General features: G+C 28.9%; 8 protein-coding genes. 2 read left to right on the top strand and 6 right to left on the bottom strand.

Annotated elements, in window-relative coordinates:
• Nucleotides 1-56: 56 nt before the first annotated feature.
• Nucleotides 57-1,619: a cache domain-containing protein gene (locus LPB137_RS09990; protein WP_076087609.1), complete on the top strand. Its 1,563-nt coding sequence runs from the start codon at nt 57-59 to the stop codon at nt 1,617-1,619.
• 33 nt (nt 1,620-1,652) lie between these two features.
• Here the strand turns inward: LPB137_RS09990 and LPB137_RS09985 are convergent, their stop codons facing one another.
• The 6 genes from LPB137_RS09985 to LPB137_RS09960 form a co-directional block, all read right to left on the bottom strand.
• Entirely contained in the window at nt 1,653-3,716 is a 2,064-nt protein-coding gene (locus LPB137_RS09985; RefSeq protein WP_076087607.1) for a methyl-accepting chemotaxis protein, read from the bottom strand.
• A 209-nt stretch (nt 3,717-3,925) separates the two neighbouring features.
• Complete coding sequence (locus LPB137_RS09980; RefSeq protein WP_076087605.1) at nt 3,926-4,117, bottom strand: DUF6726 family protein; 192 nt, start codon at nt 4,115-4,117, stop codon at nt 3,926-3,928.
• Between the two features lie 64 nt (nt 4,118-4,181).
• Complete coding sequence (locus LPB137_RS09975; protein ID WP_076087603.1) at nt 4,182-4,688, bottom strand: hypothetical protein; 507 nt, start codon at nt 4,686-4,688, stop codon at nt 4,182-4,184.
• Nucleotides 4,689-4,832: 144 nt separating this feature from the next.
• Entirely contained in the window at nt 4,833-6,113 is a 1,281-nt protein-coding gene (locus LPB137_RS09970) for a TRAP transporter large permease (protein WP_076087601.1), read from the bottom strand.
• Nucleotides 6,110-6,727 carry a TRAP transporter small permease gene (locus tag LPB137_RS09965; RefSeq protein ID WP_076087599.1) on the bottom strand — a complete coding sequence of 206 codons (618 nt, stop codon included), beginning with the start codon at nt 6,725-6,727 and terminating at the stop codon, nt 6,110-6,112. Before LPB137_RS09965 ends, LPB137_RS09970 begins: the two co-directional genes overlap by 4 nt.
• Nucleotides 6,728-6,729: 2 nt before the next feature.
• A complete protein-coding gene (locus tag LPB137_RS09960) occupies nt 6,730-7,725 on the bottom strand; it encodes a TRAP transporter substrate-binding protein (RefSeq protein ID WP_076087597.1) in 996 nt (331 codons plus the stop codon).
• A 361-nt stretch (nt 7,726-8,086) separates the two neighbouring features.
• On the opposite strand from LPB137_RS09960, the gene gltB reads away from it, so the two are divergent.
• The gene (gene gltB, locus LPB137_RS09955; RefSeq protein ID WP_076087595.1) at nt 8,087-12,523 is read left to right on the top strand and encodes a glutamate synthase large subunit; all 4,437 of its coding nucleotides are present in this window, start codon (nt 8,087-8,089) and stop codon (nt 12,521-12,523) included.
• Nucleotide 12,524: the final 1 nt, after the last annotated feature.

Below are 12,524 nucleotides of genomic sequence, written 5' to 3'. Positions count from 1 at the left end.
TCCTTGTTAGAAAATTTATGATATCATAGCATAATTAAGGTTAACCAAGGAAAAGCTTGAAACTAATAACAGAAAAGAACTTATCAAGAATTACTATTTATATTTTTATAATTATTATGTCTTCAATGATTTTCATGATTACTTATTTTTATGTAAAAAATACTTATGAAGATTTTGAATCGGAGATGAAAGTATTTAAAGAAGAGTATTATGAAATAAAGAAAAAAACACTAAAAAAAGAAGTTGACACAGTACTTGATATTTTAAACTATAATATTATAAAAACAGATATAAGTTTAAAAGAACAAAAAGCAGATGCGATACGATTACTTAATAATATTAGATTTGAGAAAAATAAAAGTAACTACTTTTTTGTATATGAGATAAATAATATTCAAGGTGGAGATGAGTTTGCAAAACTTCTTGTAAATCCAAACAGACCAGACATTGTAGGACGTTTAATTTCTACTAATTTTAAAGATTCAAATGGAATAAAGTTTAGAGAAAACTTCTTAAAAGATATTCGAGAAAAGAATGAATCATATACTCAGTATACATATAAAAAACCAGGAAGTGTAGAAGTACAGCAGAAACTTTCTTATTTTAAATATTATAAACAATGGAACTGGGTATTAGCTGTTGGAGTTTATATTGATGATATAGATAAAGAAATTTCTTTAAAAAGAAAACATTTAGAATCACGTATTAAAAGGCAAGTAGGGCAAAATGTAGTTTTATTTATTATGTTTTTATCACTTGGTATTTTAATATCAATTTTAGTTTCACAAAAGATTGAAGAAGTATTAAAAGAGTATGAAAACAAAGTAAAAGCAAAAACACAAGAGCTTGAAAATCTAAATAAAACTTTAGAAAATAAAGTCAAAGATGAAATCGAAAAAAATAGAGAAAAAGAACAGCTTTTAGTGCAAAAATCGAAATTCATAGCCCTTGGTGAAATGATATCAAATATTGCCCATCAGTGGAGACAGCCTTTATCTGAGTTATCTTCAATTCTTATGTTTATAAAATTTAAACATAGTATAAACGCTCTTGATAATGAAACAATGCAGAAAAAAGCAAATGAAGCAGATGTAGTATTAGATTATATGTCTCATACAATCGATGACTTTAGAAATTTTTTCATGCCAAAAAAAGAAAAAGAAGAGTTTTACTTATCAAAAGTTATAGACTCTGTTATGACTATTGTTTCTAGTTCATTAGAAAGTGATAAAATTAATGTTGATATTAATATTGATAAAAATATTAAATTAAGAACTTATATAAATGAATATGAACAAGTTATTTTAAATATATTAAAAAATGCAAAAGATGCATTAATAGAAAAAAATATTGATAACCCAGAAATAAAAATCTCTGCATATGAAGAGGATGAATATGTTGTTTTATTTATAGAAGATAATGCAGGTGGAATTACAGTTGAACCAAAAGGAAAAATATTTGAGCCATACTTTACAACTAAAGATGATAGTAATGGTACAGGAATTGGTTTATATATGTCAAAGATTATTGTAGATAAAAATATGAAAGGTAAATTAAGAGTTCGTAATACTGAATTTGGAGCAAAGTTTGGAATTCATACTCCTAAAGATTTAAAATAGAAAAGAAGATAAATCTTTTCTATTTCTTATATATTAAAAGCTTTCCCATTCATCTTCATCTTTTGATGAAGTAACAACTTTTGTTGGTTTTATAACATTTTCTTTTATAGTCTTAGTTTCACTTTTAATACTTTTTTTAACTACTGGTATATTTATTTCTTGTTTCTTTGTATTTAATTCTTTACTTTTTATTGAACTTTTACCCTCAAACTCTTTATTATCAGTGTTTTTAACAATATCATTTGCAATAACAAGTGTATTTCTTGCAATATCATTTGTTTGAGTAGCAACAGATGCATTTGCTTGTGTTTGCTGATCTAAAGAATTAATTGCATCATTTATTTGTAAAATTGCAGATTGTTGTTCTTTTGAAGAAGTTGCAATATCATCAATTAAGTGAATTGTTTCATCAATATTTTTATTTAATCCTCCATAACCTTTAATCATCTCATCAGAGATTTGTTTACCTTCATTAGCTTTAATATTTGCATCTTCTACTAAGTGTTTAATTTCTTTTGCAGCTTCAGCACTTCTACTTGCAAGGTTTCTTACTTCTTGTGCAACAACTGCAAAACCTTTTCCTGCTTCTCCTGCAGTTGCTGCTTCTACTGCTGCATTTAGTGAAAGAATATTTGTTTGGAATGCAATTTGGTCGATTACTGTAATCGCATCACTAATTGCACTTACTTTTTCATTTATTTGATCCATTGCATTTGTAGTTTTACTAGCAAGATTTTCACCCTGTGTTGCAGAAGATGTAACACTGTTTGATATGTTTGACATTTGAGCAATTTTTTCTGTTGAGCTATTAATATTTCCAGTTATCTCTTCAAGAGCAGCAGCGGTTTCTTCTAATTTTACAGCAGCATCATTTGAAGAAGAGTTTAATTGTTCTACATTAGTAAGTAAAACTTGTGCTGAACTATCAAGTGTTAAACCATTTTCTCTATTCTCACGTAACATTGTATTTATTGCATCTCTTAATTTATTAATATCATTAATCAAAAGTTCAAAAACACCACCTTTTTCTATACCTTGAAGTTCAACCTTTCTAGTATAATTATAATTTGAATACTCTTCTAATGTTAAATTAATATTGGAAATATGATCTTTAGTTGAATGTATCATATCATTAATCCCATCTTTTAAAATTATAAGTGTTTCATTAGATGTTGAAGCTTCTATATGCTCTGAATACCAACCATTTTTTACTTTATTAATAACAGTTAATGTATCATCTATTAATTCCTTATCTTCATGAAGGTTTTGTTTAATTGCTTCTATATTACTATTTACAATATCTGCCATTTGTGCAAATTCATCTTTTGTTTTTATTTTAATAAGTTCAGAATTATTTGTTTTTTTATTTAAGAAATCAAAGAATGATACTAATCCTTTAGAAAACTCTTTTAATGATGTAGTTATATTTTTAGTCAAGAACAATAAATATGATATTATTAGAACTAATAGAACTAATGCTTCAATAAATATAAATGTAAGTAAGTCAGCTAATTCATCTTGTATCTTAATCGTATTTCTTTTAAGACCGTCATCTTTTGTTTTAACAATTTTTGAAAAAGCAGTTCTTGAAGCATTTGCTAATGGAGTTGCGTCTTTTTTATAACTTTGGTAGGTCTTAGCTAAAATATTAGGAGTTCTTTCAATATTAGCTAAGGCTTTCATTTTATTGAATCCATCATCAATAAATGCTAAAGTTTTTTCTTTAGATTGTTCTATTCCTTCAAGTTTTTGTTTCTCGTTTGGAGTTCCTTGAACTGTAGTTTTTAATCCCTCAAAAGATTTAATAATATTATCTTTACTTTTTTGAATTTTTGCTATATTTTTTTCGTATGTATTTCCTAGCATTATATCTCTTGTGCAACGACTTATATAATTTAAATCTTTCCCAATTTGTAATGCTAATACTTTACCTGTTACAGCTTTTTGTGAATATCTTTGAAAATCTTCTTGAGTATCTTTAATAATGTTAAATTTAATGAGAGTAATTATAAAAATAACTGTAAAAATGACTATTCCAAAAATAGTCAATTTTTTACCAATAGATAAACCTTTTAACTTGTTCACTTGAGTAGACATAACTTTTCCTTGCTAGTAATATTTATCTTATTCTAACAAAATAATAATTAAATATCATACTGAGAAGAAAATTTATATTAATAAAACTTATATATCTTCTTGATCTTTATTATTATATTTTTTTTCTAGTTTGGATGTAAAAAAGGCTAGCATAATTACAACAATTGCAACTATACAAAAACCTATTATTTCAGATTGAAAATCATTCATTAGAAGGGTATTACAGCATCAATAACATCACCAGTACCAGATATTGTATCTCCAACAATATCTGGTGTAACAGTATTTACTACTGCTCCTGCTATTTTAAAAGGAGCAGAAACAACAGTTCCTACTATACATCCTTGAAATGTTATTACTAAAAAAGAAATTAATAATATTTGTACTAGCTTAGTTTTCATTAGTTACCTTGAAATTTTTTTGATAGTATATCCAAATGTTATTAATAATAAATAATAAAAATTTTTAGAATATACCTAATGTTAAACTAGTTGCATCTAATATTTTATCTTTACTCATAGCTTTAATTACAACACTATAAGTATTCCCTTTTCCACCAGAACAAGGTGCTAAATATGCTCCAGGAGTTTTTTTGTATTTCTCTCCTCTATGTTTAACTACGCTTGTAAATCCTACTGGTAGAGTAAATGTTTCACCTTGCATTGATGGAATTGTAAGTGATGAAGAATTAGTAGGAACTGCGTAAGATACTATTCCATGACCTCCATCTCTCATTCCTTTAAATGTTTCATCACTAAATGTTAATATGATTTTATCTGTATTTGCAGGAATATTTTCTAAATTAATACTAGGAGTAGAACCTGCTTTTGTATTAAAATTACTACAAACTTCTGATTTTGGTACTGCAGTTTTTTTCCAAATATCATCTGCGAAAGTTGCACTTAAAGAAGCTGCATTTAAACTCATAAGTGAAAGTGTTGTCATTGTTAAAATTGTTGTAATTTTTTTCATTTTATCTTCCTTTTATTTAAATACTTACATTTTAAGTTATGAAAGTAAATAAAAAGTAAACAAAATAAAATTAAAAACAAGGTAAAAAAAAAGGGTAAGAGTTAAAACTCTTACCCTTTTGATTAAAAATAATATACTTTAAAATCAACCATACATTAGATTTGGTAACCAAAGAGCAATTTCTGGTATATAAGTAACAAGTAATAATCCTGCTAAAATTGTCATCGTCCAAGGGAACGCTGCAACTATAACGTCTTTAATACTCATACCCGTAAGTCCAGAAGTTACAAATAGATTAAGTCCAACAGGTGGAGATACCATTCCAAGCTCCATATTGATTGTAATTACAATACCAAAGTGAATTGGATCAATTCCAAGTGCAACCGCAACTGGAAGTAATAATGGAACCATAATCATAATAATTGCAGATGGTTCCATAAATGAACCAGCTAAGATTAATAAAACGTTTACCATTAGTAAGAACATATATTTATCAACATTTGCTTCAATTAATGCTTCTGTAATTCCTTGAGGAATATTCTCAATTGTTAAGAAGTGTGCAAATAACATTGCATTTGCAATAATAAACATAATCATTGCTGTTGTTTTTGCTGAATCTAAAGCTGTGTCAAAAAACTCTGACATTTTAATATCTTTGTATACAAATACAGAAATTACAAATGCCCAAACTGCTGCAACTGCTGCTGCTTCAGTTGGTGTAAAGATACCACCATAAATACCACCAATAACAATAACAATTGTCATAAGACCCCATGAAGCATCTTTCATTTTTGCTAGTCTTACTCTAAATGGTGCAGGTTCAGTTCTTTTAAACCCAAGTCTTTTTGCACCAATATAAGTAACTACCATCATCATGATACCTAACATAATACCAGGAACAACACCTGCCATAAATAGTCTACCAATAGAAACTTCAGCTGTAACTCCATATACAATTAAAACAATTGAAGGTGGAATTAAAATACCTAAAGAACCAGCAGTTGCAATAGTTCCAACTGCATATTTCTTAGGATAACCAGCTTGAATAATTGCACCAAACATAATAGATCCAATTGCTACAACAGTTGCAGGAGATGAACCAGAAACAGCTGCAAAAATAATAGATGCAAAAATAGCAGAAATAGGAAGACCACCTGGTAAGTGACCTACAATTGACTTAGCAAATTCAATAATTCTAGTAGCTGCACTACCTTTTGAAAGTAAGTTACCAGCTAAAATAAACATAGGAATTGCCATTAATGAATAATGCTCAATTTTTTCAAACATCATTGCAGAAATTTCAATTGGTGAAATATCTGTAAATACCATCATTGTAGTAAAAGTTGCAACACCTAAACAAATTGCAATAGGTGTTCCTAAAAGAACAAGGAAGAAAAATATACCAAATAATAAACCTACACTCATAGCATTCCTCCTGTTTTCTTTTCAACATCTTTTACAATGTCATTTAAATGTTTTACGTGTTCATTATCATTATCTTTTGCAGCAACACCCATTCCAGCTAATACTTGTTCAGCTTCACTTTCAGCTACAACTTCTTCATGTGGTGTTCTTAAAATTTGAACAATTTTTTCACCAACTCTATATGCTGCAAAGAAAAATGCTACTGGAATAACAAGATATATAACCCACATAGGCATATCCCATAAATCAATCGATCTTTCATCTATATCTGCAACTAATAATAGATATTCGTATCCATAGTAAGAAACTGCAAGTAAGAAAATAATTGTAATTGTATGTGATAATAAAAGCATACCTTTAGCAATTTTAGAAGGCATTACATCTAAAAGAATTGTAACTGCAATATGTGCATCTTTTTTAAAACAATAAGCAGCACCAAAAAAAGCACTCCATAAGAATAAAAAGATTGTAAGTTCAGTTGCCCATACTAATGACGCATCAAAAGCATATCTTGCAACAACATTAGTAAAAGCAACAGCAACACCGGCTGTTATACCGAATGCTGCTATTGATTGATTTATAAAACCTATAGTTTTACTGATTAGATTAAACATGACTATTTAGTCGCTATTGTTTTCTCAATTAATTCTTTTCCGATTTTTCTGTCAGAATAGAACTCAGGGTAAATTTTACTAACTGCATTTCTCCAAGCTTCTTTTTGCTCAGCAGTTAATTCATTAATTTCTAATTTACCAGTTTTTTTAGCATATTCTTTAATTAATTCAAATTGTGAATCATTTAATTCAGCTGCATATTGTCTTTCTTTTTCAGTTGCTTCATTCATTGCTTGAGTTACATTTGCTTGTAATTCTGCTGGTAAGCTATTCCAGAATTTTTTAGACATTACTACTAAGTATCCTAAGTAACCGTGGTTAGAAACAGTTAAGTATTTTTGTACTTCATGGAATTTTTTAGTATAAATGTTTGAAATTGGATTTTCAGCTGCATCAATTACACCTTGTTGTAAACCTGAGTATACTTCAGAGAAAGGCATCATTTGTGGGTTTGCACCAACTGCATGGAATTGTGCTTCTAATACTTTTGAAGACATAATTCTGAATTTTTGACCTTTTGCTTCTTCTGGCATAGTTAATGCATTTTTATTTGATGATAATTGTTTAAATGCATTATCCCAATAGTTTAATGCAACAATACCTTTTGCAGTTACTTTATCTTTTAAAGCTTGTCCTACTTCACCATCTTGAACATCATGTAAATGCTTTGCATCTCTAAAGATAAATGGTAAATCAAATAATGCTAATTGAGGTACAATTTTACCAAACTTAGAAAAAGATGGTGCTGCCATTTGAACAGAGTTTAATCTTAATGCTTTTAAAACTGCATTATCTTTATATAACTGTGACGATGGGTAAACTTGAACGTCAATTTTTCCACCTGATAATTCTTCTAATCTTTTTTCAAAGAAATCTGCTGCTTTACCTTTTGGTGTGTTTGCACTTACAACGTGAGAGAATTTTAACGTGTAATCTGCTGCCATTGATGAACTTGCTACCACTGCTGCTGCGATAGTTCCTAATAGTAATTTTTTCATAATTATATCTCCTTAATTTTGATATGAAAAAATTATAGTCTAAACTTATGTATCAATTATGTATTTTTTATAAAATTCAAAAAGTTTTTTTTTGTTAAATAAATATAGTGAAAAGTACTTAATTTTTCATTTAAAGAAAAAATTAAGTTTAAATAAATCAGGATAATAATAAGTTGCATAATAATTATACATTAGTTTCACTTTTATGTTGAAAATACTGCTATAACTAAGGATACAGAAGAATTTAAAATTTCAGTGTAAAATTTCAAGTAAGGGATTTTAACCATATTTTAAACAAATTTAAAGTATATTATTGCACTTTACTATGGAATATATAAAGATTAATATATAAAGGAAAATGATGGGTTGTAATTTAGACTTACTAACTTCTTTTAAAGATAACTGTGGTTTTGGTCTTGTAGCTGATATGCAAAATAGACAAAGTCACAAAAATTTAGAAGATGCGATAACTTCACTAGAAAGAATGATGCACAGAGGTGCAGTAGCAGCGGATGGTAAAACTGGAGATGGTTCTGGTTTATTATTATCTATTCCTGACTATTTTATGAGAAAAGTAGCAACAGACGAAGGTGTTGATTTACCTGAAACTTATGGTATTGCTATGATTTTCGCAAAAGACTTATCTGATATAGATACATTTGAAGAGTTTTGTGAAAGCAATGACTTAAAAGTAGTATTAAGAAGAACAGTTCCTGTAGATACAGATGCCTTAGGAGCACAAGCACTAGCATCTTTACCAAATATAATTCAAGTATTTGTAGTACCTAATACTTTAATGTCATCAAAGAGATTTGATGCAATGCTTTACTTAACAAGAAAAGAGTGTGAGCATAAATTAATAGATAAAAAAGATTTTTATATTCCAACTTTTTCATCTAAAGTAATAGCTTATAAAGGTCTTATTATGCCAACGCATATTAAGCATTTTTATGTTGACTTAAGAGATGAAGATTTTAAAATCTCATTTTCATTATTTCACCAAAGATTTTCAACTAATACATTACCTCAATGGAAATTAGCACAACCGTTTAGAGCAATTGCTCATAATGGTGAGATTAACTCTGTTGAAGCAAATAGATTTAATGTAGAAATCAAATCAGAACAATTAAAATCTGATATTTTTACAGATGCTGAAATTGCTAGAATATTACCAATTTTACAAGTAGGTTCATCTGATTCTGCATCATTAGATAATATGTTTGAATTTATGTTAGCAAATGGTGTTGACTTTTTTAAAGCAGCAAGATCACTTGTACCTGCACCTTGGCAAAATGCTCCTCATATGGATGCAGATTTAAGAGCATTTTATGAGTACACTGCAACTGCAATGGAAGCTTGGGATGGACCAGCCGCAGTCTCTTTAACTGATGGTAGACATATTGGTTGTTTAATTGACAGAAATGGATTAAGACCTTCTAAATATGTAATTACAAAAGATGATAAATTATATATTACTTCTGAGTATGGAACATTAAAATTAGATGAAGATAATATTTTAGAAAGAGGAAGACTTCAATCAGGTGAAATGATCGCACTTGACCTTAAGCATGGAAAAGTTTTAAAAGAAGATGATATTAATGATTACTTAAAATCATCTCAATACTACTCTAAATGGTTAAATGAAGATATGGATTATATTCAAGAATATATTGAAGATTCATTCTTAAATACAAGTGATTATGTATTTGAAGATTTAGAGAAAAAACAAAAGTATTTTAATATTACTTATGAAGCAATTGATCAAATGATTGAACCAATGGCTAATGATGGAAAAGAACCAGTTGGTTCTATGGGTGATGATACTCCATTAGCATGTTTCTCTGAAGTAAACAGAAACTTTACAGATTTCTTTAAACAAAAGTTTGCACAAGTTACAAATCCTCCAATTGATCCATACAGAGAAAAAGTTGTGATGTCTTTAGAGACTGGATTTGGACAAATTCATAATATCTTATCTGAGCAACCAGAATTTGCTAAAAGATTAAAAACTACAAGTCCAATTTTAATGAAAGAGAAATTCGATATTCTTTACTCATTTGGATTTAGTGAATCTCCTAGATATGATGCTTATTATAAAAATAGATCTTTCTCAACTACATTTAAAACAGATTTAAAAGCATCTTTAGTTGAATTATCTGAGAAAGTTGTAAAAGCTGTAAAAGAAGATAATGTTACTGTTATTATTCTTGATGATAGAGCAGTTGGAGAAAAAGCAAAATTAATTCCAATGGCAATGGCTGTTGGGTATATTAATCACCAGTTATTAAAAGCTGAAGCTAGACATTCTGTGTCAATTGTTCCAGTAACTGGTGAAGTTTATGATCCACATATGGCTGCTGTTCTAATTGGATTTGGAGCAACTGCAATTTATCCATATATGATGTATGCTACAACTGTTGCATTATACAAAAGTAAAAAATTATCTAAGTATGAATTACAAAGATTATTAAAAAATACTCAAAAAGCAGTTAATGCTGGATTATTAAAAATCATGTCTAAAATGGGTATTTGTACTATTGCTTCATATAGAAACTCAGGTTTATTTGATGTTATTGGATTATCTGATGAAATCACTGAAGACTGTTTTGAAGGTGCATATACAGATTTAGCAGGACTTACATATGAAGATATTGAAAAAAGAATTGAAAAATCTCATATAAATGCTTACGTTGAAGAAAATGATATGTTCCCACTTGATTTAGGTGGTTTCTATAAATATTCTAATGGTGGTGAATACCATGATTATGGTCCAGCTACAACAAAAGCAATGCATAATAAAAATGCAAGTAAAAAAGAAGATATCTCTGATTTTGATAGTTTAAAAGAATTAGTTGAAACAAGAGATAAAAAATTTATTAGAGATTTCTTTGAGTTTAATTCAGATAAAGAAGCTATTGATGTAAGTGAAGTTGAATCGCAAGATGAAATCTTCAAAAGATTTGCATCTGCTGCTATGTCATGTGGTTCAATTTCTCCAGAAGCTCACGAAGCTGTTGCTCAAGCTATGAACACAATTGGTGGTTCTTCAAACTCAGGTGAGGGTGGAGAAGATCCAAAAAGATTTAATACTTTAAAGAATTCAAAAATTAAGCAAATTGCGTCAGGAAGATTTGGGGTAACACCTGGATATTTAAGATCAGCAGAAGAGTTACAAATTAAAGTTGCGCAAGGTGCAAAACCTGGTGAAGGTGGACAATTACCTGGACATAAAGTTACTCCACTTATTGCAACATTAAGACATACAGTTGCTGGTGTTACTTTAATTTCACCACCACCACATCATGATATTTATTCTATTGAAGATTTAGCTCAATTAATTTTTGATTTAAAGCAAATCAATCCATTGGCTAAAATTACAGTTAAATTAGTATCTTCTATTGGTGTTGGAACAATTGCTGCTGGTGTTGCAAAAGCATATGCAGATAAAATTATTATCTCAGGTGGAGATGGTGGAACTGGTGCTGCACCATTAACATCACTTAAACATGCTGGTAATGCTTGGGAAATGGGACTTTCAGAAGCTCATAATGCATTAAAAGCAAACCACTTAAGAGAGTTTGTTCATGTTCAAACTGATGGTGGATTAAAAACAGGACTTGATGTTGTTAAAGCTGCAATGCTTGGTGCTGAGTCTTATGCCTTTGGTACAGCTGCACTTACACTTCTTGGTTGTAAAATTTTAAGAATCTGTCATACAAATAAATGTTCAGTTGGAGTTGCAACTCAAGATGAAACTTTAAGAGAACATTTTGAAGGTACAGTTGAAAGATTGATTTCTTACTTTACATTTATTGCTCAAGATGTTAGAAATATTTTAGCAACTTTAGGTTATTCAACAATTGAAGAAATTGTTGGACGTTCTGATTTATTAAAAGTAATTGATGATGATTTTGCTAAAAAGTTTGATTTCCAAAATATTTTAAGAAGAATTGATGGTATTGATACTTGTCAAAAAGAGACAAATGCTCCTTTTGATGATAATAAATATGAAAAAGAATTACTTAAAAAAGTTCATAGAACAATTGAAAACCCAAATTCACCTATTAAAGTTAATACAGAAATTACTAACTTAAATAGATCATTCGGTGCTTTAATTTCTGGTGAAATCGCAAGATATTATGGAGATACTGGTTTACCAGAAAATTCTATTAATATTAATCTAAAAGGAATTGCTGGTCAATCTTTTGGTGCATTTATTTCAAAAGGTATGACTTTACATCTTGATGGTGCTGCAAATGACTATGTTGGAAAAGGTATGAATGGTGGTAAAATCATTGTAAATCCTAAGCATCAAGGTCAAAACTTTGCAGGTGGTGGTAATACTTGTTTATATGGAGCTACTGGTGGTAAATTATACATTAGAGCTGCTGTAGGTGAAAGATTTGCTGTAAGAAACTCAGGATGTATTTCTGTTGTAGAAGGAACAGGTGATAATGCTTGTGAATATATGACAGGTGGTATTGTAGTTATTTTAGGAAATACTGGAATTAACTTTGGTGCTGGTATGACAGGTGGTATTTCATTTGTTTATGATCATGAAAAAGCATTTGTTGATAAAATGAATCAAGAGTTAATCGAAGCAGTAAGAATTGATACAGATGATACTGAAAGAGAAAGACTTTATTTAAAAAGACTATTATTAGATTATTTACATGAGACTGAAAGTATTGAAGCTGATAGAATATTACAAAACTTTAGATCAGAAATTAGAAACTTCTGGATGGTTAAACCTAAAAATATGACAGTGTTACCACTGGATCCAGATGAGGGAGATTAGA

The organism is Poseidonibacter parvus, assembly GCF_001956695.1.
GTDB lineage: Bacteria > Campylobacterota > Campylobacteria > Campylobacterales > Arcobacteraceae > Poseidonibacter > Poseidonibacter parvus.
Note: the sequence above shows the minus strand (reverse complement) of the source record. Positions and strands in the feature narration are given on the sequence as shown.

Bases quoted from the DNA above. Each gene is read 5' to 3' on its own strand.
- LPB137_RS09970 (WP_076087601.1), bottom strand. From the start codon at position 6,113: ATGAGTGTAGGTTTATTATTTGGTATATTTTTCTTCCTTGTTCTTTTA.
- LPB137_RS09965 (WP_076087599.1), bottom strand. From the start codon at position 6,727: ATGTTTAATCTAATCAGTAAAACTATAGGTTTTATAAATCAATCAATA.
- LPB137_RS09985 (WP_076087607.1), bottom strand. From the start codon at position 3,716: ATGTCTACTCAAGTGAACAAGTTAAAAGGTTTATCTATTGGTAAAAAA.
- LPB137_RS09960 (WP_076087597.1), bottom strand. From the start codon at position 7,725: ATGAAAAAATTACTATTAGGAACTATCGCAGCAGCAGTGGTAGCAAGT.
- LPB137_RS09980 (WP_076087605.1), bottom strand. From the start codon at position 4,117: ATGAAAACTAAGCTAGTACAAATATTATTAATTTCTTTTTTAGTAATA.
- gltB (WP_076087595.1), top strand. From the start codon at position 8,087: ATGGGTTGTAATTTAGACTTACTAACTTCTTTTAAAGATAACTGTGGT.
- LPB137_RS09975 (WP_076087603.1), bottom strand. From the start codon at position 4,688: ATGAAAAAAATTACAACAATTTTAACAATGACAACACTTTCACTTATG.